At 69.6% G+C, this 22,486-nt stretch carries 18 protein-coding genes; 11 read left to right on the top strand and 7 right to left on the bottom strand.

Going from position 1 to position 22,486, the window contains the following annotated elements; translation table 11 throughout:
- Positions 1-22 precede the first annotated feature (22 nt).
- Positions 23-1,744, top strand: a complete 1,722-nt coding sequence (locus ACX80F_RS01025) for an ABC transporter ATP-binding protein (protein ID WP_459334523.1) — start codon at positions 23-25, stop codon at positions 1,742-1,744.
- Positions 1,737-3,482, top strand: coding sequence for an ABC transporter ATP-binding protein (locus tag ACX80F_RS01020; protein ID WP_459334522.1), 1,746 nt, complete (start codon positions 1,737-1,739; stop codon positions 3,480-3,482). Before ACX80F_RS01025 ends, ACX80F_RS01020 begins: the two co-directional genes overlap by 8 nt.
- A gap of 23 nt (positions 3,483-3,505) precedes the next feature.
- Here ACX80F_RS01020 and ACX80F_RS01015 read toward each other — a convergent pair whose 3' ends face one another.
- Together ACX80F_RS01015 and ACX80F_RS01010 are read right to left on the bottom strand one after the other, a co-directional pair.
- A complete protein-coding gene (locus ACX80F_RS01015) occupies positions 3,506-3,997 on the bottom strand; it encodes a PTS sugar transporter subunit IIA (RefSeq protein WP_459334521.1) in 492 nt (163 codons plus the stop codon).
- A 17-nt stretch (positions 3,998-4,014) separates the two neighbouring features.
- Entirely contained in the window at positions 4,015-5,154 is a 1,140-nt protein-coding gene (locus ACX80F_RS01010) for a GuaB3 family IMP dehydrogenase-related protein (RefSeq protein WP_459334520.1), read from the bottom strand.
- A gap of 139 nt (positions 5,155-5,293) precedes the next feature.
- Between ACX80F_RS01010 and ACX80F_RS01005 the strand changes: the two genes are divergently transcribed.
- Positions 5,294-5,668: a hypothetical protein gene (locus ACX80F_RS01005; RefSeq protein WP_459334519.1), complete on the top strand. Its 375-nt coding sequence runs from the start codon at positions 5,294-5,296 to the stop codon at positions 5,666-5,668.
- Between the two features lie 11 nt (positions 5,669-5,679).
- On the opposite strand, the gene ACX80F_RS01000 is transcribed toward ACX80F_RS01005, so the two are convergent.
- The 3 genes from ACX80F_RS01000 to ACX80F_RS00990 form a co-directional block, all read right to left on the bottom strand.
- The gene (locus ACX80F_RS01000) at positions 5,680-7,509 is read right to left on the bottom strand and encodes an ABC transporter ATP-binding protein (RefSeq protein ID WP_459334518.1); all 1,830 of its coding nucleotides are present in this window, start codon (positions 7,507-7,509) and stop codon (positions 5,680-5,682) included.
- 33 nt (positions 7,510-7,542) lie between these two features.
- Complete coding sequence (gene guaB / locus ACX80F_RS00995; RefSeq protein ID WP_459334517.1) at positions 7,543-9,069, bottom strand: IMP dehydrogenase; 1,527 nt, start codon at positions 9,067-9,069, stop codon at positions 7,543-7,545.
- A gap of 133 nt (positions 9,070-9,202) precedes the next feature.
- A complete protein-coding gene (locus ACX80F_RS00990; RefSeq protein ID WP_459334516.1) occupies positions 9,203-11,257 on the bottom strand; it encodes an acyltransferase family protein in 2,055 nt (684 codons plus the stop codon).
- 305 nt (positions 11,258-11,562) lie between these two features.
- On the opposite strand from ACX80F_RS00990, the gene ACX80F_RS00985 reads away from it, so the two are divergent.
- Entirely contained in the window at positions 11,563-13,197 is a 1,635-nt protein-coding gene (locus tag ACX80F_RS00985) for a ribonuclease J (RefSeq protein ID WP_459334515.1), read from the top strand.
- A gap of 116 nt (positions 13,198-13,313) precedes the next feature.
- Positions 13,314-14,183 carry a VanW family protein gene (locus ACX80F_RS00980; protein WP_459334514.1) on the top strand — a complete coding sequence of 290 codons (870 nt, stop codon included), beginning with the start codon at positions 13,314-13,316 and terminating at the stop codon, positions 14,181-14,183.
- Positions 14,184-14,325: 142 nt separating this feature from the next.
- Here ACX80F_RS00980 and groL read toward each other — a convergent pair whose 3' ends face one another.
- A complete protein-coding gene (groL, locus tag ACX80F_RS00975; protein WP_459334513.1) occupies positions 14,326-15,939 on the bottom strand; it encodes a chaperonin GroEL in 1,614 nt (537 codons plus the stop codon).
- Positions 15,940-16,014: 75 nt separating this feature from the next.
- Entirely contained in the window at positions 16,015-16,311 is a 297-nt protein-coding gene (gene groES, locus ACX80F_RS00970; protein ID WP_104120205.1) for a co-chaperone GroES, read from the bottom strand.
- A 309-nt stretch (positions 16,312-16,620) separates the two neighbouring features.
- Between groES and ACX80F_RS00965 the strand changes: the two genes are divergently transcribed.
- The 6 genes from ACX80F_RS00965 to ACX80F_RS00940 all read left to right on the top strand — a co-directional run bounded on the left by ACX80F_RS00965 (position 16,621) and on the right by ACX80F_RS00940 (position 22,485).
- On the top strand, positions 16,621-17,565 hold the full coding sequence (locus tag ACX80F_RS00965) for a siderophore ABC transporter substrate-binding protein (protein ID WP_459334512.1): 945 nt from the start codon (positions 16,621-16,623) through the stop codon (positions 17,563-17,565).
- Positions 17,566-17,596: 31 nt separating this feature from the next.
- Positions 17,597-18,610, top strand: a complete 1,014-nt coding sequence (locus ACX80F_RS00960) for an ABC transporter permease (protein ID WP_459334511.1) — start codon at positions 17,597-17,599, stop codon at positions 18,608-18,610.
- Positions 18,600-19,613, top strand: a complete 1,014-nt coding sequence (locus ACX80F_RS00955) for an iron chelate uptake ABC transporter family permease subunit (RefSeq protein ID WP_459334510.1) — start codon at positions 18,600-18,602, stop codon at positions 19,611-19,613. The genes ACX80F_RS00960 and ACX80F_RS00955 overlap by 11 nt, the downstream gene beginning before the upstream one ends.
- A 64-nt stretch (positions 19,614-19,677) precedes the next feature.
- Positions 19,678-20,436, top strand: a complete 759-nt coding sequence (locus ACX80F_RS00950) for an iron ABC transporter ATP-binding protein (RefSeq protein WP_459334509.1) — start codon at positions 19,678-19,680, stop codon at positions 20,434-20,436.
- A 9-nt stretch (positions 20,437-20,445) separates the two neighbouring features.
- Complete coding sequence (locus ACX80F_RS00945; RefSeq protein ID WP_459334508.1) at positions 20,446-21,660, top strand: class I SAM-dependent methyltransferase; 1,215 nt, start codon at positions 20,446-20,448, stop codon at positions 21,658-21,660.
- Positions 21,661-21,771: 111 nt separating this feature from the next.
- A complete protein-coding gene (locus tag ACX80F_RS00940) occupies positions 21,772-22,485 on the top strand; it encodes an HAD family hydrolase (RefSeq protein ID WP_459334507.1) in 714 nt (237 codons plus the stop codon).
- The last annotated feature ends 1 nt before the right edge of the window (position 22,486 follow it).

The raw sequence follows: 22,486 nt of genomic DNA, 5'->3' as shown, positions 1-22,486 counted from the left end.
ATTCGGTCTACGCTTGGTCCTCGTGCGCTCCTTTCCCTATCCCCTGACCGGCCCCCCGGACCTGCGCTCGCCTGCGCGCTACCTGCTGTGGCTCGCGGGTCACCAGAAGGCGACGCTGGCCGCGGGGATCCTGCTCGGCGCCGTCTGGATGGCATCACAGGCCGTCATGCCCTTCGTGCTCGGAAGGGCCATCGATGACGGCGTGATCGGCGCGGACTACCCGGCACTCCTCGGATGGGCCGGGGCCCTGCTCGGCCTCATGGTGGTCCAGGCGGTCTCCGACACCGCGACGCACCGCGCCGGGGTCAGCAACTGGATGCAGGCCGCGTTCCGTTCCGTCCGCCTCGTCGGCCACACGATCAGCCGGACCGGTGACGCCCTGCCCTCGGCGCTGTCCACCGGGGAGGTCATCTCGACGGCGGCCTCCGACGCCTTCCGGCTCGGCGAGGTCTACGAGGTGCTGACGCGTCTCGCCGGCGCGACTGCGGCGTGGCTCGTGGTGACGGTCCTCATCTGGCAGACCTCGCCCGCCCTCGGCGTCGTGGTCCTCGCGGGCGTCCCCGTGTGCTGCGGACTGCTCCTGTTCGTGGTGCGGCCCCTGCAGGCGCGGCAGCGCGAGCAGCGCGAGGCCTCCGGCAGGATGACGGCGGTCGGCGCGGACACCGTCGCCGGGCTGCGCGTACTGCGCGGCATCGGCGGCGAGCACATCTTCGTGGACCGGTATCGGGCCCGGTCCGCGGAGACCCGCGACTCGGGGATCCGGGTCGCGCGCTCCCTTGCGGACCTGGAGGCGTCGCAGGTCTTCATCGCGGGAAGCTTCAGCGTGGTCTTCACGTGGGTCGGCGCATCCCTGGTCCTCTCGGGGGACATCACGCCCGGCGAACTCGTGGCGCTGTACGGTTTCTCGATCTTCCTCATGACGCCGATCCGCGCGGCGGCAGATTCCGTGGCCCGTTTCATCCGCGCGCACGTGGGTGCCCGCAAGATCCTCGCCGTGCTCGCGGTCGACGCGAAGGTCACCGACAGCACCACACCGGTCCCGGTCCCGCCGTCGGGTTCCGCCCTGGTCGACGAGCGCTCGGGCGTCGTCGTCGAACCCGGCCTGCTGACCGCGGTCGTCTCGAAGGATCCGGCGGAGGCGACGGACGCCGTCACGCGCCTCGGGCGCTTCGAGGACGCCGTCCTCGCGGAGGCGAGCGTGCGGTGGGGCTCCGCCGACCTGCGGCACGTGCCGCTCGCAGCCATCCGCGAACGCATCGTGGTGAGCGAGGCGAGCCCGCAGCTCTTCAGCGGGCCGCTCCGCAGGCAACTCGACCCGCACGGCAGGCACGACGACGGCGGGATCCTCGCCGCCCTCGAGGCCGCGAGCGCCCTCGACATCCTGGACGGCCTCGACGGCGGCCTCGATCACGCGGTGACCGAGCGGGGCCGGGGCTTCTCGGGCGGCCAGCGGCAGCGCCTCGTCCTGGCGCGCGCCTACCTGACCGAGGCGGAGAACCTCGTCCTGGTGGAGCCGACGAGCGCCGTCGACGCCCACACCGAGCAACGCATCAGCGCCCGGCTGGCCGAAGTGCGCCGCCGCGACGGTCGGACGACCGTCGTGGTCACCGCGAGTCCGCTGCTGCTGCGGGCGATGGACCGCGTGGTCTTCCTCGAGAACGGCCGCGTCGCCGCGCAGGGCAGCCACCAGGACCTCATGACCAGCACCCCCGCCTATCGAGATGTGGTGATCCGCAGTGAGTAGCACGGCCACGCTTCCCGTCGCCGCCCCGAAGACGGTCCGCGACGAAGCCGTACGCCTCATCCGCCACCACCGGCGCGGCCTCGGGATGGTGATCGCCCTGTACGTCGGCTCCGCCGTCGCGGGACTCGCCGGTCCCCTGCTGCTCGGGGTGCTCATCGACGCCGTCGCGGCGGGCACGACGCCCGGGTTCGTGGCGACCGTGTCCGTCGGGATGCTGGCGTTCCTCGCGGTGCAGTCGGTGCTGCGCCGGTACGCCGTCCGGTCCGGCATGGTGTTCGGCGAACGCGTGTTCGCGGAACTGCGCGAGGACTTCCTGGCGGACGTCACGGCGCTGCCGCTCTCCACGGTGGAGACGGCGGGCACCGGCGGCCTGGTCGCCCGCACGACCAACGACATCGACGCCGTGTCCCACACGGTGCGCTTCGGCGTGCCGCAGGTCGTCGTCTCGGTGGTGACCATCGTCCTGACGCTCGGTGCCGCCGTCGTCACCTCCCCCGTCCTGTCGCTGGCCCTCCTCGTGGGACTGCCGCTGCTCTGGCCCGTCACGCGCTGGTACCTCCGGCGCAGCGCCGTCGGGTACATGCGCGAACGCGAGACCTACGCCGTCGTGAACGGGACGATCACGGAGACCATCGAGGGGGCCCGCACCGTGGACGCCCTCAGCCTCGGCGAGCTGCGCCGCGGGGACCTCGACGATGCCCTCGGCGCGAGCTACCGGGCGGAGCGCTACACGCTCTGGTTGCGCTCGGTCCTGTTCCCCGCCGCGGACATCGCCTTCTGGCTGCCCGCCGCCGCCGTCCTCCTGTGGGGCGGCTGGCTCGCCGGCGAGGGTCTGGTCACCCCGGGCGCCGTCGCCGCCGTGGCCCTGTTCGCGGTGCGCCTGATCGACCCGGTGGACCTGCTCATCATGTGGACCGACGAGATCCAGGTGGGCGCCGCGTCGCTGGCCCGGATCGTGGGTATCAAGGGCGTCGCTCCGGACCGGGAGGCGACGACGGCGGAACCGGCGAACGACGACATCGTGGTGTCGGCCGCCACCTACGCCTACCGTCCCGGGCACAACGTGCTGCACGGGGTGGACCTCACGCTCGTGCGGGGCGAGCGCCTCGCCGTCGTCGGCCCCTCGGGGGCGGGCAAATCGACCCTGGGGCGCCTGATCGCCGGGATCCACCCGCCGACGTCGGGCTCCGTCACGGTGGGCGGCGTACCGCTCGTGGACCGGCCGCTCGACGACCTGCGCCGCGAGGTGGCCCTCGTGACACAGGAGCACCATGTGTTCGTCGGATCCGTCTCGGACAACGTGCGGCTCGGCCGCGCGGAGGCTCGCGACGGCGAGATCGAGGACGCCCTGCGCAGCGTCGGCGCGCTGGACTGGGTGAAGCAGCTACCCGAGGGCATGGACACGGAGGTCGGATCGGGGGCATACGAGCTGACCCCCGCGCGGGCGCAGGAGCTCGCGCTGGCGCGGCTCGTCCTCGCCGATCCGCACACCCTGGTGCTGGACGAGGCGACATCCCTGATCGATCCGCAGGCTGCGCGCGATCTCGAGCGTTCGCTCAGCGCGGTCCTCGAGGGACGGACGGTGATAGCCATCGCGCACCGCCTGCACACCGCGCACGACGCCGACCGCGTCGCCGTCGTCGAGGACGGGCGGATCACCGAACTCGGCTCGCACGAGGAGCTGATAGCGCTCGACGGCGCGTACGCGTCCCTGTGGCACTCGTGGCGGAGCGGCTGACCGGGCCTCCCCGGACGGTGCAGCTAGTGGTCGTAGAACACCAGCGAGGAGTTGATCAGCTCGGCGATCACCTCGGCGTCGTGGGCACGGCGCAGCGAGTCCCGGAAGTTCTCCTTGAACAGGCTGCGGGCGATCGTCGCAAGGACCTCGAGGTGCTCCGAGAAGGACTGCGCGGGCGTGGCCATGAGGATCACGAGGGTCGCCGGTCCGTCGACGGCGCCGAAATCGAGGCTGTACCCGAACCGCGTCACTCCGACGGCGATGGAGGTCTGGTTGACGTACTCGCTGCGTGCGTGCGGCAGACCGACGCCACCGGGAAGCCCCGTCGCCATCTGGTGCTCGCGGGAGTTGACCTGGCCGAGGAAGGCCTCGAGGTCCGAGATCCGGCCCGCCTCGTACATCCGGCCCGCGAGCTGGGCGGCGGCCTCCTCCTTGGAGGCCGCCTCCATCTCGAGGATCACGAGATCCGGGGTGGTGAGATCGGCGTCGTGCGGATCGAGCGGCTTCTCGCTCACGGGGTGCCTTTCGGTGTTCAGTCGACCGAGACGTACGGCGAGAGGACTACTTCCACCCGCTGGAATTCCTTCAGGTCCGAGTACCCTGTGGTGGCCATCGCGCGCCGCAGGGCCCCGATGAGGTTCGAGGTACCGTCCGTGTGGTGGGAGGGACCCCACAGCACTTCCTGCAAGGGTCCGACGGTGCCGATGTTGACCCTGTCACCGCGGGGCAGTTCCGGGTGGTGGGCCTCCTGGCCCCAGTGCCACCCCTTGCCGGGTGCCTCCTCGGCGCGGGCGAGCGCGGAACCGAGCATGACGGCGTCGGCGCCCATGGCGATGGCCTTGACGATGTCGCCGCTGGCGCCCATGCCGCCGTCGGCGATGACGTGGACGTAGCGCCCCCCGGACTCGTCGAGGTAGTCGCGTCGAGCGCCGGCGACGTCGGCGATGGCCGATGCGAGCGGCGAGTGGATGCCGAGCGCGCGGCGTGTCGTCGTCGTCGCCCCGCCGCCGAAGCCGACGAGCACACCGGCCGCGCCGGTACGCATCAGGTGCAGCGCCGGGGTGTAGCCGGCCGCACCGCCCACGATCACGGGGACGTCGAGTTCGTAGATGAACTTCTTGAGGTCGAGCGGTTCCTCGTTCTTGGACACGTGCTCGGCGGACACCGTGGTCCCGCGGATGACGAAGATGTCCACGCCGGCCGCGAGGACCGTCTTGTAGAACTGCTGGGTGCGCTGCGGCGTGAGCGACCCGGCGACCGTCACCCCGGCCTCGCGGATCTCGGCGAGGCGGCTCGTGATGAGCTCGGCCTGGATCGGAGCCTCGTAGATCTCCTGCATACGGCGGGTGGCGGCGGGGCTGAAGTTCTCCGTGCTCAGCGCCGCGATCTCGTCGAGGGCCGGCTGCGGGTCCTCGTACCGGGTCCACAGGCCCTCCAGGTTGAGGACGCCGAGGCCGCCGAGCCGGCCCATCGCGATGGCGGTGGCGGGCGACATCACCGAATCCATGGGGGCCGCGATGACGGGCATCCCGAACTGGTACGCGTCGATCTGCCAGTTCACCGAGACGTCGAGCGGATCGCGGGTCCGGCGGGAGGGCACCACCGCCACATCGTCCAGCGAATATGCCCTGCGTCCGCGCTTGCTTCGGCCGATCTCGATCTCGTAAGTCACTGCTCTAGGTTAGCCCAGCGCGGCCTCCCGGCAGGTGTCGCCTCCCGGAGCGGGCCGGTCCACGCCCGGCGCGGCCGGCGCGAGTTCGCGGGCACCTTATTCTGGACTCTGGAGAAGGACACCGAGGAAGGACGACGGCATGCCGTTCCGCAGCAAGCAGACGCTGGAGACCTGGATCGATGAGTTCCGGGCCACCAGGGAGGGCGGTGCGCTCATCTCGGTCGTGGTGCAGGACGGGGCGGACGGCGCCGATACCGGACTCGTGATCGTCCCGCTGAAGAGCGACAGCACCGAGATCTACATGCAGCCCGTCACGGTGGGAGACTCCCGGTGGTCGATCTCCTTCGGCGCCCGCACCGGCGACTCCGAACTGACCGCTGCGGAACTGCACGGCCTCGCCGCGGAGCTCCTGGTGGCCGCGTCCCTGTGCGATTTCCTCCAGGAGAAGTCGGTGGACCACGAGGAGAACGAGGACGACCATGAGACGGCGGAGGCGCAGAGCACCCCCGGCTGAGGTCCGGCCGGTCACGCCTGCGGCAGCTGGCTCTCGAACATCCTGAAGTACCGGCCCCGCAACGCCACGAGTTCCCGGTGCGTCCCGGACTCCACGACCTCACCGTCCTCCAGCATGTACACGACGTCGGCCTTCTCGATGGTCGCCAGCCGGTGGCTGATCGCGATGATCGTGCGTGAGCGGTCGGCGAAGAGTCGCGTGAAGATCCTGTGCTCCGCGAGCGCATCGATCGCCGACGTCGGCTCGTCGAGGACGATGAACGGAGCGTCCCGGTAGAAGTTCCGGGCCATGGCGAGCCGCTGCCACTGACCACCCGAGAGCCCGCTGCCCTTCCGGCCGCGGGGATCCTCCATCCAGTTGCTGACGTAGTTCCCGAACCCGTTCGGCATCTTCTCCACGAACTCGACCGCCTCGGCGTCGTGCGCCGCCCGACGCACCCTCGCGTCGTCCCGCGGCCGGTGGACGTCGCCGAAGTAGATGTTGTTCTCCGCCGTCGCGAACTCGTACCGCAGGAAGTCCTGCGACATGACGGCCAGGTGGCGGTGCCAGTCGTCGATGCGGATGCCCCGCAGGTCCCGGCCGTCGAGCAGCACCACGCCGCGGCTGGGCTGGTACAGCCCCGCGAGAACCCGGATGAGCGTGGACTTCCCGGCCCCGTTCTCGCCCACGATGGCCACGTGGGTCCCCCGCTCGAAGGTCATGGAGATGCCCTTCAGAACCTCCGCCTCGCCGCCGGAATAGGTGAAGTGGATGTCGCGGAGCTCGACGGCGGACGGCGCGTCCGCCAGGCGTCCCGTCGCGGTCGTGGACAGCGGGAAATCCATGAACTGCTCGTAGTCCTTGAGGTTCGCGAGGTCCTCGTCGATCGAGCTCAGTGAGGTCACGAGGCTGTTGGCCGTGCTCAGGGCACGGCTGACGATCTGCTGCACGTAGAGGAACTGCCCCACCGGCTGTGCCCGCGCGATGATCTGGCCCACGATCCAGACGAGGGCGAGCAGCTCGGCGCCGTACTGCAGGGCGTCCGCCAGGAGCTGCTTGGGGATGTACCGCTTCTGGAAGTCGAGGCGTCGCTTCTCGTCGGCATCCCTGAGGGTGGACCGGAGGTCCATGAGATACCGGACGATCCCGTAGAGGCGCATCTCGGCGATGTGCTGCGGCTTCATGAGGTTCGTCTCGATCATGCGCCGTTGCCGCCGGGAGTCCACCTGCGTGTTCCAGTGCGCCATCTGCTCCCGCGACAGCCGGAACTGCAGGTAGACGCTCGGGATGATCGCGACCAGCACGATCAGGGCGATCCACCAGCTGACCAGGAGCAGCGCGCCGATCGCGAGGAGCACGGAGACCAACTGCGTGAAGATGGCGGCGATGCGGTCGAGCACGCGCGCATAGGAGTCGGAGAACCGACGCGCGCGGTCGTAGAGGTCGATCGTCTCTTTGTCGTCGTACCGCCAGAACTCGAGGGCGAGGAAGCGCTCGTACATGCGGTCGCCCACGATGGCGCCGACCCGGAAGCTGAGTACCTGCTGGATGTACCGGTCCACGCTCGTGAACGCCCCCCACAGCAGGCCGAGGACGGCGGTGACAATCACGTAGACGACAGCGGACCGCCCGGCGTCCGGGTCCCCCGCGTAGGCGGCGGCCAGCGCCGTCGTCGTCAGCGACGCGTAGTAGGTGGTGACCAGCGGCAGGACCGCCGAGATGAGCGACCCCGCGACCTTCATCGCGACCGCCCCCGGCGACGCCCTCGCACTGACCGCGAGGACCTGCCCGACGGCGCGGGCGTAGGGTCCCAGCCTGAGCTTCCGGCGGGCGGACCCCCGGGGCTGCGGGAGGCCGCTCACGCGGGTGCTCCCCCGAGGCCCACGCGCCGCGGCCTACTTGGAGCCGTAGTTCGGTGCCTCGACCGTCATCTGGATGTCGTGCGGGTGGGATTCCTTCAGGCCCGCGGCGGTGATGCGCACGAACTTGCCCTTGGCCTTCAGCTCGGGGATGGTGCGGGCGCCGGTGTAGAACATGGTCTGCCGCAGGCCGCCGACCAGCTGGTACGCCACGGACGCGAGCGGTCCCCTGTAGGCGACACGCCCCTCGATGCCCTCGGGGATCAGCTTGTCGTCGCCGGCCACGTCCGCCTGGAAGTAACGGTCCTTCGAGTAGGAGGTGTTCTTCCCACGGGTCTGCATGGCGCCGAGCGAGCCCATGCCCCGGTACGTCTTGAACTGCTTGCCGTTGACGAAGACCAGCTCGCCGGGCGACTCCGCGGAACCGGCCAGGAGCGAGCCCAGCATCACGGTGTCCGCACCGGCCACGATGGCCTTGCCGATGTCACCGGAGTACTGGAGACCGCCGTCGGCGATCACGGGGACGCCGGCGGGGATCGCTGCCTTCGCCGATTCGTAGATGGCCGTGACCTGCGGGACGCCGACGCCCGCGACGACGCGGGTGGTGCAGATGGAGCCCGGTCCCACACCCACCTTGATGCCGTCGGCGCCGGCGTCGATCAGGGCCTGTGCGCCCTCGCGGGTGGCGGCCTGGCCGCCGATGATGTCCACGTGCGCCAGCGACTTCTCGGCTTTCAGGCGCGAGATCATCTCGAGGACGCCGGCACTGTGGCCGTTCGCGGTGTCGACGAACAGGGCGTCCACGCCGGCGTCGACGAGGGCCATCGCTCGTTCCCAGCCGTCGCCGAAGAACCCGATGGCAGCGCCGACGCGCAGCCGGCCGTCGTCGTCCTTCGTGGAGAGCGGGTACTGCTCGGCCTTCGTGAAGTCCTTCACGGTGATGAGTCCGCGCAGGATCCCCTCGTCGTCGACGAGCGGGAGCTTCTCGATCTTGTTCGTCCCGAGGAGGTGGATGGCGTCGTCGCCGCTGATGCCCACGGGCCCGGTCACGAGCGGCATCTTCGTCATGACGTCGCGGACCAGTGTGCGCGGGAAGTCGCGCTCGAGCACGAAGCGCGTGTCGCGGTTCGTGACGATGCCGAGCAGTCGGCCGCTCTCGTCCACGACGGGCAGACCGGAGACGCGGTAGTGCCCGCAGAGCTCGTCGAGTTCCTGCAGCGTGGCGTCCGGGCCGATGGTCAGGGGCTTGGTGATCATGCCGGACTCGCTGCGCTTCACGCGGTCAACCTGGTCCGCCTGGTCGGAGATGGACAGGTTGCGGTGGATGACGCCGAGCCCGCCCTGCCGCGCCATGGCGATGGCCATCCGGGACTCCGTCACCGTGTCCATCGCGGAGGAGAGCAGCGGCGTCCTCACCGTGATGCGCTTCGAGATGCGCGACGACGTGTCCGCCTCCGAGGGGATGACGTCGGTGTGGCCGGGCAGCAGAAGCACGTCGTCGTACGTCAGGCCGATGAATCCGAAGGGGTCGTGGGCCTCGTTCTGGCCGGACTGCTGGGTCACTGCTGCGCCTCTTTCGGTGTCGCCCGATGGGGGTGGGATCTGGGCTCTGGAGCGGTCGCTGGAAAAGCGCCGCCAGGCCCTCACAGTCTAGAACGGATCGAAGAAGGGCCCTATTCCGGTGACAGCGCTCACGTCACCAGCCGAGGGCCGCCCTGAAGCGCTCCTCGAAGACGGGGACGGTCGTCTCGACGTAGGTCTTGGAGAGGTGGTCGCGGTCCATGTACACGCGGACGTTCCCGACCACGCCGGGGCACGTCGCCCCCGCGCAGACGACGTCGGTCAGATCGATGTACTCGAGCCCGGGCAGGCGGTCCGCCAGGGGCAGGAGGGGCGACGACGGCGCGAGCACCTCGGCCGCCGGCACCGCGCAGACCGCGGGATCGGCGGCGTGGCGGGCCGTGCACTCGGCCATGTCCTCCTCGAAGCGCGGCGTGTCGCGGAGCGCGACGACGGGGATGCCGGCGTCCAGGAGCGGCGTGATGCCGGCCTCGAACCCGAGGGGGACCTCCTCGGCGGGCGAACTCCAGTCCGTCCGCGTCCCGACGGTGAGCACCGCGTCGGGGTCGAGGTCCAGGGCGTAGGCGCGCGCGGCGTCGTTGAAGGCCTGGCACGCCGGGTCCACGCTCCCGCGGGCATCGACGAGCCGGCAGCTGGGGCGGTGCAGGGAGACCGCGAGCCAGTCATTGGTCTCGGCCATGGCGCCGAGCGCGGTCATCCACATCTGCGAGTGGGAGTCGCCCAGGACCAGCACGGTCCGCTCGGCCGTCGCCTCGTCCCCGGTCTGGACACACGAGGACAGCAGCGGATCGCTGGGCATCAGGGCCTCCGCGCAGGGGCCGTCCACGGCAGCCCATTCGGCGCCGAGGCTGCTCGTGAGCGGCATCACCAGCGCATCCTCGGCGCCCCGGTACTCGAAGCCGGGGCGGAGTGCCGCGGCACCCGGGTTGTCGGCGCGCGTCTGCTGCTGCGCCGCCGCCTCCTGCGCCTGCACCCGGTACTCCCAGCCGGACAGGGGGACGGCCACGAGGGCGAGCGCCGCTGCGGCCACGAGACCCAGGCGCCGGCGCTTCGCGGACGGCCAGGACCACGAGCGCACGGGTTCCTCGACGAAGCGCGTGGTGAGCAGGGCCAGCACGAGGGAGGCGCCGATGACGGCGGCACCGTCGAGCAGCCCCGCACCCGGCTTCCCGGCGACGACGAGCCAGATGACCAGCAGGGGCCAGTGCCACAGGTAGAGCGCATAGGACGCTCCGCCGAGGCGCAGGAGCGGCCCCGAGGACAGCCAGCGGTCCACCCCGGCCGGGCTGTCCGTGCGGCCCGCGACGATCACGGCGGCCGCGGCCAGCGTCGGCCAGAGGGCCACATAGCCCGGGAACTGCTGCTGCACCTGCAGGAGGATCCCGCACGCCAGCATCAGCACGACGCCGGCCCAGCCGACGACCACGCGCACCCGCCGCGGGATCACCAGGTAGGGCAGGACGAGGGCCACGAGGGACCCGAGGGCGAACTCCCAGAGCCTGGCGCGTGTGTCGAAGTAGGCGGCTGCCTGGTCCGTGCCCGTCTGCCACACCGAGAACGCGAGCGACACCGCGAAGAGGACGCCGAAGAGGACGATCAGGACGGGCCGCGGACGCAGGCGCGTGAGCGCGACGAGCGCGCCTGCCACGGCGAAGAGGAGCGGCCACAGCAGGAACACCTGACCCTGGATGGACAGGGACCAGAAGTGCTGCAGCGGGCTCGCCGCGCTGTGGTCGAGGGCGTAGTAGTCGACGGCGTTACCCGCGAGCTCCCAGTTCTGCCGGTAGGTCAGCGACGCCCACGTCTGGTCGAACACCGCAGGCCACCGCGAGCTCGGCACGAAGACGGCCGTCGCGGCGAGGACGGACAGGAGGACGACGACGGCGGCGGGCAGCAGCCGCTTCAGCAGGTTGAGCCAGTACGCAACGAGCGCGAGGGGCTGCTGCGCCTCGAGCCTCCGCGTGAACGTGACGGTGAGCAGGAACGCGGAGACGAGCAGGAAGACGTCGACGCCGCCGGACACCCGGCCGAGCCAGACGTGGTAGACCACCACCATCGCGACGGCGAGGGCCCGCAGCCCCTGCACCTCGGGGCGGAAACGGCGCTCGTCGCGACCACCGGACACGGTCACGACGGAAGCCGGAGCGGTGCTCGTCAGGGTGGGAGCCACGCTGGTCCTCCTCTGCGGGACGGTCACGGGAAGTGGGCGCAAATCTCCAGAATACCGCCCGGCCGCCGTCGTCCGGCATCGCACCGGGTCCTGCGCGCACCGCCCGCGCGCCGAACCACGTACCCTAGGAGGAGTATCTTCCCCGCATGCAGGGGACCAACCAGCACGGAATCGCCGGGTGTACCGGCCTCGACGACGCTCGTCCGACGCCGCTCCCCCGCCGTTCCTCACCAACGAGAGAAACCTGATCTGTGAATAAAAGACCTGCCACACTGAAAGCACCACGGGAACTGGCCAAGGGAGCCATGCGCATCGTCGCCCTCGGAGGTATCGGTGAGATCGGCAGAAACATGACCGTCTTCGAGTTCGACGGCAAACTGCTGATCGTGGACTGCGGGGTGCTGTTCCCGGAGGAGCACCAGCCCGGCATCAACGTGATCCTGCCGGACTTCTCCTACATCCGCGACCGGCTCGACGACGTCGTGGCCGTGGTCCTCACGCACGGCCACGAGGACCACATCGGCGGCGTCCCCTACCTGCTCAGGGAACGCGCCGACATCCCCCTGGTGGGATCGCGCCTCACGCTGGCCTTCATCGAGGCCAAGCTCAAGGAACACCGCATCACGCCCAGGACCATCCAGGTCAAGGAGGGCGAGCGGCGCACGATGGGCGGCTTCGACCTCGAGTTCGTCGCCGTCAACCACTCCATCCCGGACAGCCTCGCCGTGGCCATCCGCACCGCGGCCGGCATGGTCCTGCACACCGGCGACTTCAAGATGGACCAGTTCCCGCTGGACCGGCGCATCACCGACCTCGGGTCCTTCGCCCGGCTCGGCGCGGAGGGCGTGGACCTGTTCCTCACCGACTCCACCAACGCGGACGTCCCCGGCTTCACGACGTCGGAGAAGGACCTCGGGCCCGCGATCGACGCCGTGTTCCGCACCGCGCCGCGCCGGATCATCGTCTCCAGCTTCGCGAGCCACATCCACCGTATCCAGCAGATCATCGACACCGCCCACCGGCACCGCCGCAAGGTGGCCTTCGTGGGCCGCTCGATGGTGCGCAACATGACCATCGCGGCGGACCTGGGCTACCTGAACATCCCGCAGGGCCTGCTCGTGGACTTCAAGAAGCTCGAGCGCAGCGACGACCACAAGGTGGTCCTCATCTGCACCGGTTCCCAGGGCGAACCGATGGCCGCCCTGTCCCGCATGGCCAACAACGACCACGCCATCCGGATCACCGAGGGTGACACGGTGCTGCTGGCCAGCTCCCTCATCCCGGGTAACGAGAACGCGATCTACGGCATCATCAACGCGCTCACCGAGATCGGCGCGAACGTCGTCCACAAGGGCAACGCGAAGGTGCACGTCTCCGGTCACGCCAGCGCCGGGGAGCTCGCCTACTGCTACAACATCGTCAAGCCCCGCAACGTCATGCCCGTGCACGGCGAGTGGCGGCACCTGCGCGCCAACTCCGAGATCGCCGTCTCCACCGGCGTCGATCCCCGCAACGTGGTCATCGCCCAGGACGGCGTGACCGTGGACCTCGCCCGCGGCCGTGCCGCCATCTCGGGCAAGGTCGACGCCGGACTCGTCTTCGTCGACGGCGACAGCGTGGGCGGCATCACCGAGGAGGACCTCGTGGAGCGCCGCCGCCTCGCCGAGGAGGGCGTCGTGACGATCCTGGCGATCATCGACCCGGACAACGGCAACATGGTCGAGGCCCCCGAGTTCTTCACCAAGGGCTTCTCCTGCTCCGACGAGGACCTCGACAAGGCCGGCGCCGCCGTCGAGAAGGCCCTGCGCGACGCCGCCTCGAACCGTCAGGGCGGCCGCCGCCAGGACCCCGAGGACATCATCGAGCGGGCCACCGCCAACTGGATGCGCCGCTTCTACAACCGGCAGCCCGTCGTCAACGCCATCGTCGTCGACGCCTGACCACCCGCAGCACGAGCAGGCCCCGGTACCCGTTGGGTGCCGGGGCTTCGTCGTTGCCGGGACGCGGCGACCGCTGGTTATCCTAGGCATACATATCGGTTCACCATGGGGGACATGTGGCACGCAGACTGTTCGGCGAGATCTCGCCGCTGACCTATCGCATCGCATCCGAGCGGATGATCCTGCTGAGGCACCTGCGGAACGTGCGGGACCGTGGCACGATCTCCTCGACCCGCTCCGCGGAGTCCCTGCCCGTCACCGTCTACCGTCACAAGTCCCTGATCCGCCGGCGGTTGGGCAACGTCGAGACGGAGCTCCAGGACAACAAGGCCGTCAGTCTCGGCCTCACCGCGCCGAAGATCGACGGCATCATGATCGCTCCCGGCGAGCGCTTCTCCTTCTGGAGCCTTGCGGGCCGGTGCTCCGCGAAGGAGGGCTACAGGGAGGGCCTGACGATCAGCAACGGCAGGCCGACGAGGGGCATGGGCGGCGGCATGTGCCAGTTCACCAACCTGCTGCACTGGATGGTGCTGCACAGCCCACTCACCGTCGTCGAGCATCACCACCACAACGGGCTCGATCTCTTCCCCGACTACAACCGCCAGATCCCCTGGGGTACCGGCACCTCCATCGCCTTCAACTACCTCGACTACCAGGTGGAGAACCGCACCGACCGTACCTTCCAGTTCCGCACCCGGACGACCGACGAGTACCTGAGCGGGGAGTTGCGGGTGGACCGCGAGCTGCCGATGAAGTTCCACATCCGCGAGCACGACGCCTACTTCTACGAGGAGGGCGACGACGTGTTCCGGCACAACAGGATCACCCGCATCGAGCGTGACCGACGCACGGGACAGGTCGTCTCCAGCGCACTGATCCTCGAGAACGACGGCAAGGTGGCCTATGACCGGTCGCTGATCCGCGCGGAGATCCTCCCGGCCCGTCCCCTCCCGTGCGAGGAATCTGCGGAGCTGCCCACCGGGTGACCCCACCCAGTGGGCATGTCTGAGCATGCCCACTGAAGAGCCCGGGTCGGTGGGCAGGAGTGCCGCCCGGCACGAAGGGCCCGGACACAGCAGCACCCCGGCTCCATGGACCCGGGGTGCTGCTGTGTGGTGCTGAGAGTTCCTAGTGCGAGTGGCCGTGGCCCTCGGACTCGGACTCCTCGGGCTTCTCGACCACGAGGGTTTCCGTGGTGAGCACCAGGGCCGCGATCGAGGCCGCGTTCTGAAGGGCCGAGCGCGTCACCTTGACCGGGTCGATGATGCCGGCGTCGATGAGGTTCTCGTACTCGCCGGTGACGGCGTTGAAGCCGTGGCCGGCTTCGAGGTCCGAGACCTTCGCGACGACGACGTAGCCCTCGTGGCCGGCGTTCTCGGCGATCCAGCGCAGCGGCTGGGCGAGCGCACGGCGGACGAGGCCGACGGCGGTGGCCGCGTCGCCCTCGAGCGCGAGGACGTCGGAATCGGTGTCCAGGGCCTTGCCGGCGTGGACCAGCGCGGATCCGCCGCCGGCGACGATGCCCTCTTCGAGGGCGGCACGCGTCGAGGACACGGCGTCCTCGATGCGGTGCTTCTTCTCCTTGAGTTCCACCTCGGTGGCGGCGCCGACCTTGATGACGCCGATCCCGCCGGCGAGCTTCGCGAGGCGCTCCTGGAGCTTCTCGCGGTCCCAGTCGGAGTCGGTGCGCTCGACCTCGGCGCGGATCTGCGCCACGCGGTCGGCGACGTCGGACTCGCTGCCGGTGCCGTCGACGATGGTGGTGGCGTCCTTGGTGACGGTGATCCGGCGTGCGGAGCCGAGCACCTCGAGGCCTACCTGGTCCAGCTTGAGGCCGAGGTCCGGGGAGACGACCTGCGCACCTGTGAGGGTGGCGATGTCCTGCATCATGGCCTTGCGGCGGTCACCGAAGCCGGGAGCCTTGACGGCGACGACGTTCAGGGTGCCGCGGATCTTGTTGACCACCAGCGTGGAGAGGGCCTCGCCCTCGATGTCCTCGGCGATGATGAACAGCGGCTTGCCGGCCTGCAGGGCCTTCTCGAGCAGCGGAAGGAATTCCGCCAGCGAGGAGATCTTGCCGGAGTTGATGAGGATGAGCGCGTCCTCGAGGACGGCTTCCTGGCGCTCGGCGTCGGTCACGAAGTACGGCGAGAGATAACCCTTGTCGAACTGCATGCCCTCCGTGAGGACCAGCTCGGTCTGCGTGGTGGAGGACTCCTCGATGGTGATCACACCATCCTTGCCGACCTTGTCGAAGGCCTCGGCGAGGAGGTCGCCGACCTCGGTGCTCTGCGCGGAGATGGATGCGACGTCGGCGGTCTGCTGACCGACGACCTCGCGGGCGTTCTCGAGCAGGCGCTTGGCGACGGCCTGGACCGACACCTCGATGCCGTGCTTGAGCTGCCCCGGGGCGGCGCCGGCGGCGACGTTGCGGAGGCCTTCCTTGACGAGTGCCTGAGCGAGGACCGTGGCGGTGGTCGTGCCATCACCGGCGACGTCGTTCGTCTTGGTGGCGACCTCCTTGGCGAGCTGGGCGCCGAGGTTCTCGTACGGGTCGTCGAGTTCGACCTCGCGGGCGATCGTGACGCCGTCGTTCGTGATGGTGGGGGCGCCCCACTTCTTGTCGAGCACGACGTTGCGTCCGCGGGGGCCCAGCGTCACCTTGACGGTGTTCGCGAGCTTGTCCACGCCGGCCTCGAGGGCACGGCGGGCGGCGTCGTTGAATTCCAACTGCTTTGCCATTGATTGGTTCCTTTCAGGCTTGTGCAGCGAGAAAAACCCCGGCCACTTCGGGCCGGGGCTTCTCCAAACGGGGTGTTACTTGACGACGATCGCGAGGACGTCGCGGGCGGAGAGCACGAGGTACTCCTGGCCGCCCTGCTTGATCTCGGTTCCGCCGTACTTCGAGTAGATGACGACGTCACCCTCGGCGACGTCGACGGGAACGCGGTTGCCGTTGTCATCGACGCGGCCGGGTCCGACAGCTACGACTTCGCCCTCCTGGGGCTTCTCCTTGGCCGTGTCCGGGATGACGAGGCCGGAAGCAGTGGTCTGCTCGGCTTCGAGCGGGCGGACAACAATACGATCCTCAAGCGGCTTGATAGAGACCGACACGGGCTCTCCTTTGCGTTCGGTACCAGATGGGCTGGGGGCCGTCGGGCTGGGCGTGAACCGTCGTCGCGGTGCCGGCGAACGCTTCCCTCGGGATTAGCACCCACGATGAGTGAGTGCCAACTCAGACTGTATGCAAGGGCTGGCACTCGGTCAAGGCGAGTGCCAATCCATGCCACCCAGTTGCGGCCGCGGACCAATACGTCATGCTTCGTTTGCGTAATAGGTCGGGTGTCGCCTAGATTCCCCAGGTAAGGCTTTCCTTACCTCTTCGCCGCCGGCCCGCCCGGCCCTTCCTCCGGAGTTCTTCCCATGTCTCACGTGCGCCTTGCCGTCCTCTCCGCTGCCGCCGCGGCCACCCTCGCGCTGACGGCGTGCGGCGGCTCCTCCAACGCTGCCGACGAGCCTGCAGCCTCCTCGACCCAGCCGGTCGAGCACGCGCAGGGAACCACCGAAGTGCCGGTGGATCCGCAGAAGGTCTTCACCTTCGACCTCGGCGCCCTGGACACCCTCGACGCGCTGGGTGTCCGGGTGGACGGCGTCCCGCAGGGCACCCTGCCGAAGCAGCTCTCGGCCTACCAGGGCGGGGACATCACCAATATCGGATCCATGAAGGAACCCGACTTCGAGGCGATCGCCGCGGCCGCACCCGACCTGATCATCATCTCGGGCCGCGTCGCCGATTCCTACGACGAGCTCTCCGACATCGCTCCCACCATCGACCTGAGCGTCGACGCCGCCGACCCGATGGCGAGCTTCACGGAGAACACCACGTCGCTCGGGCGGATCTTCGACGTGGAGGACGAGGCCGCCGACCGTCTCGCCGCCCTCGACACCGCGATAGCGGAGACGAAGGACGCTGCCGCCTCCGCGGGCAATGGCCTCGTCCTGATGACCAGCGCGGGCGAGGTCACCGCGTACGGCGCAGGCTCCCGGTTCGGCCTGATCCACGACGTGCTCGGCGTCGAACCCGCCGCCGAGGTGAAGAGTGAGGGCACGCACGGCGAGGCCGTCTCCTTCGAGTACATCGCGGAGGTCAACCCCGCCCATCTGTTCGTGATCGACCGTGACGCAGCCATCGGTGAGGCGGGAGCGGCAGGTGCGGCCGTCCTCGACAACGAGCTCGTGAACGGGACGGATGCCGCGAAGAACGGGGCCATCACCTACCTCGACTCCGCGAGCTGGTACCTGATCGGCTACGGCCTGAACAACCTCGACGCCATGGTGTCCGCCGTCAGCGAGGCTGTCGCGGCCTGACCCGCCGACCGCATCCCGCGCAGGCGCCTCCATGACAGCACCCGCACTCCGGCCGCAGCGCCCGGCGCAGCAGCACGGTTCCTCCCGATCAGCCTCTCTGTGGCTGGCCGGGGGGACCGTGCTGCTGCTCGCCCTCGTCAGCCTCTTCGTCGGTGTCTCCGACGTCTCGCCCGCGGACCTACTGGCCGGCGACGCCGATGTCCGGCAGACCTTCCTCGTCAGCCGGGTGCCGCGCACGCTGGCGGTCCTCCTGGCCGGCGTCGCCCTCAGCATCGCCGGCTTCATCCTGCAGCTCATGGCCCGGAACCGGTTCGTGGAACCCTCCACCGTGGGGACGGTCGAGTCGGCCACCGCGGGCATCCTCGTGGCCACGCTCTTCCTGCCCGGGGCGCCGATCCTCGGGAAGATGCTGGTCGCGGCCCTCTTCGCCATGGCCGGGACGGCCCTCTTCCTGGCCGTCCTGGCCCGCATCCCCTTCCGCAACACCCTGATCGTCCCCCTGGTGGGCATCATGCTCGGCGGCGTCATCGCTTCGGTGACCACCTTCTTCGCCTATCGGTTCGACCTGCTGCAGACCCTCACCACGTGGATGATCGGCGACTTCTCGGGGCTGGTCCGCGGCCGCTATGAACTGCTGTGGATCGTCGCGGTGCTCGCCGTCATCGGCTACCTCTGCGCCGACCGCTTCACCGTCGCCGGGATGGGCGAGGAGTTCACCACGAACCTCGGGCTGGACTACCGGCGCACCATGAACCTCGGCCTCGTGCTCGTGAGCCTCATCAGCGCCGTCGTCGTCGTGGTCGTCGGAGCCATTCCGTTCCTCGGGCTGATCGTCCCCAACCTCGTGTCCCTGCTCATCGGTGACAACGTGCGCCGCGCCGTGCCCTGGATCGCCGTCCTCGGCGCGGGCTTCGTCCTCGCCTGCGACATCCTCGGACGCATCATCCGCTTCCCCTACGAGGTGCCGGTGGGCGTCACCGTCTCCGTGGTCGGCAGCATCCTGTTCATCACCCTGCTCGTGAGGAAGAACACCGGTGCGCACTAGGACAGGCACCCTCGTCACCGCCGTGGTGCAGTCGGGGCGGAAACCTGTGCGGTCCATTCCGTCCGCCGCCTGGCTGACGGTCCTCGGCATCACCGCTGCCGCGCTCATCACGGCGTTCCTCCTGGTCGGCCTCGAGGGCGACCCCGCCTACGTGCTCCCCCGGCGCCTGAACCGGGTCGGCGCGATGGTGCTCGTCGCCGTCGCCGTAGGGGTGTCCACGGTCCTGTTCCAGACCGTCACCGGCAACCGGATCCTCACCCCGTCGATCATGGGGCTGGACGCGCTCTACATCCTGATCCAGACGGTATTGGCGTTCGTGCTCGGCGCCGGGACGCTCCTCACCATGGGCGCTCCCGTCCGCTTCGCCATCGAGGTGTCCCTCATGGTCGGATTCTCCTGGCTGCTGTACCGGTGGCTGTTCCTGGGCAGCGGACGCAGCCTCCACCTGTTGCTGCTCGTCGGGATCGTGTTCGGCGTGTTCTTCCGCGGTGCCTCCTCGCTCCTGCAGCGGCTGATGGATCCGAGCGAGTACATCATTCTGCAGGATCTGTTCTTCGCGAGCTTCAATCGGGTCGACCCCCTGCTCCTGCTCCTCTCCGCCGTCGCCGTCGTCGGGCTGTGCATCCCCGCCTGGCGGCTCCACCACCGGCTCGACGTCCTCGCGCTCGGCCGCGAGACCGCGGTGGGCCTCGGCGTGGACTACCGTCGCACCGTGACGCTCGTGCTCGTGATCTGCTCGGTGCTCGTGGCCGTCTCCACCGCCCTCGTGGGCCCGTCCACATTCTTCGGCCTGCTCGTCTCCGCACTCGCCTACCAGCTCTGCAACCAGTTCCGGCACGCCGTGGTGCTGCCCATCGCCGTCCTCCTCGGGGTGATTGCGCTCGTCGGCGGGCAGCTCGTCCTGGAGCAGCTCTTCGCGTTCGACACCGCGCTCAGCATCGTCATCGAGTTCACCGGCGGCATCGTCTTCCTCGTCCTCCTCCTGAAAGGCCGTATCCGATGAAAGGCCGTATCCGATGAAAGGCCGTATCCGATGAAAGGCCGTATCCGATGAAAGGCCGTATCCGATGATCACCATCGATCACGCGACCAAGCGCTACGGCACCGCCACGGTGGTCGACGACGTCAGCTGCACCATCCCCCGGGCCGGCGTCACCTCGATCATCGGACCGAACGGCGCGGGCAAGTCCACGCTGCTGTCCATGATGAGCAGGCTCCTCCCGCTCGACGCCGGGTCCGTGGTGGTGGACGGCCTGGACGTCAGCACGACGGCGGGACCCGCCCTCGCGCGGACCCTGGCCATCCTGCGCCAGGAGAACCAGCTGACCGTCCGGCTCTCCGTGCAGGACCTCGTGGGCTTCGGCCGGTTCCCGCACAACAACGGCCGCCCCACCGTCGTGGACCGGGAGTTCATCGATCGTGCGCTCGCCTACCTCGACCTCACGGACCTGGCCCACCGCTTCGTCGACGAAATCTCCGGCGGGCAACGCCAGCGGGCGTTCATCGCCATGGTGCTGGCCCAGGACACCGACTACATCCTGCTCGACGAACCGCTCAACAACCTCGACATGAAGCACTCCGTGGACATGATGCGCCTGCTCCGCCGCCTCGCCGACGACCTCGGGAAGACCGTGGTGCTCGTCATCCACGACATCAACTTCGCCTCCTGCTACTCGGACACGATCCTCGCGATGCGCGACGGCGCCCTCATCCGGCAGGGCACGCCGGAGGAGATCATGACGCCTGCAGTGCTGCGCGAGGTGTACGACGTCGAGATCCAGGTGGAGCAGATCCGCGGCAACAGGATCGGCGTGTACTTCGCCTAGGCTGGCAGCATGGGCTCGGACAACATCGCGGACATCCTGACCACGGAGGGCTGGGAGCTGCTCAACTCGCTCGGGCCCTACACCGAAGCCGACAGCCTGCGCCTTACCGGGCAGCTGCGGAAGGCCGGCTACTCCCCCGAGCTGGTCGCCGCCGCCCTCACGCAGTCACGGCTCCGGGCGAAGGCGTCCGCGAAGTTCGGTCCCTTCGCCGAGCGCATGATCTTCACGGCGGCCGGCCTCGAGCAGGCGACGCGCCTGACGGTCGCCGCCCGCCACGCCCAGCGCTTCGTCGACGCCGGCCTCGTCCGGGTCGCCGACCTCGGCTGCGGGCTCGGTGCTGACAGCATGGCCCTGGCCACCCTCGACCGCGACGTCACCGCCGTCGAACTCGACGAGACGACCGCCGCGGCTGCCACCATGAACCTGTTCCCCTTCCCCAACGCGCGCGTCGTCAACGCGGATGCGTCCGACGTGGACACCACGGCGTTCGACGGCGTCTGGCTCGACCCGGCGCGCAGGACGACGACGACGTCGGGCACGTCCCGGATCTTCGACCCCGAGGCGTTCTCACCCCCGCTGTCCTTCGTCCAGGACCTCGCGGACGGCGGCAAGCCGGTAGGCGTGAAGATGGGCCCGGGCATGCCGCACAGCTCCATCCCCGCGACCTGCGAGGCGCAGTGGGTCTCGGTGGACGGCGACGTCACCGAGGTGGCCCTCTGGTTCAACGCGCTGCGCCGGGAGGGGGTCCGGCGGGCCGCCCTCGTCCTCGGGGCGCGGGGCGCGGCGGAGATGGTCTCGGAGCGGGACTTCGGGGACGGACCCGTCCCCGAAGTCGGGGAACCCGGGGGTTATCTCTACGAGCCCGAGGGCGCCGTCATCCGGGCCGAGCTCGTCGCGGATCTGGCCGCTCGGCTCGGCGGGCACCTGCTGGATCCGATGATCGCCTACATCTGCGCACCCTCGTTCACCGACACCCCCTTCGCACGCGCCTACCGGGTCATCGAGGTCCGGCCCTACAACGTCAAGGCGCTGAAGGCCTGGGTCCGTGCGGAGGGGATCGGGGTGCTCGACATCAAGAAGCGCGGCACCTCGGTCACCCCCGAGGAGGTCCGCAGACAACTGCTGACCGGATCGGGCAAGGGACGGAAGAAGGCCACCCTCGTCCTGACCCGCATCGGGGACGAGCGCGTGGCAATCGTCGTCGAACCCGTACCCGCACCCTGAGGACGGGCCACACACTCCCTGCCCTCCGCAACCCGGGATGCCGCGCGACACGGGACGGCGTGCCTTCCTAGACTCGGTCAGGAACTCATCCAGCCCAGCGGAAGGCAGTACATGGCAGACGACGCCAGCCCAGCAACGGATACCCGGCACGGAGTGCTGTTCGACGTGGACGGCACGCTCGTGGACTCCAACTACCAGCACACCATGGCCTGGTGGCAGGCGTTCCGCCGGTTCGGCCACGACGTGCCCCTCGCCGAGATCCACCGCGCCATCGGGATGGGCGGTGACAAGCTCGTGGCGCACCTGCTCGGGGAGGACCGCGACACCGACCAGGACGCCGAGTTGGACGCGACCCACGGCGCCCTCTTCTCGAGCTACTGGCCCGGCCTGCGCGCCTTCGAGGGGGCCGGTGACCTCCTGCGCCGCTGCGCCGACGACGGCCTGACGGTGGTCCTCGCCTCCTCCTCCTCGCAGCAGGAGGTAGGAGTCTCCCGCAGCATCATCGACGCCGAGGACGCCATCAGCGCCGCCACGAGTTCCTCCGATGCCGAGAACACCAAACCGTCGCCGGACATCCTGCAGGCAGCGCTCGACGCCGGCGGGCTCGACCCAGCGAACACCGTGTTCGTCGGCGACTCCGTATGGGACGTCGAGGCCGCGGGTGCCCTGGGCATCCCGACGGTGGGCCTCGCCTCGGGCGGCACGAGCGAGGCGGAGCTGCGCGAGGCCGGCGCGGTAGCGGTCTACAAGGACATCAGGGCCCTGCTCGACGCCTTCGGGGACGGGCCGCTGCGCCGGCTCGCGGCGTCGTCGACGGGCGCCTGAG

Source organism: Arthrobacter sp. TMS2-4 (assembly GCF_054511075.1).
Note: the sequence above shows the minus strand (reverse complement) of the source record. Positions and strands in the feature narration are given on the sequence as shown.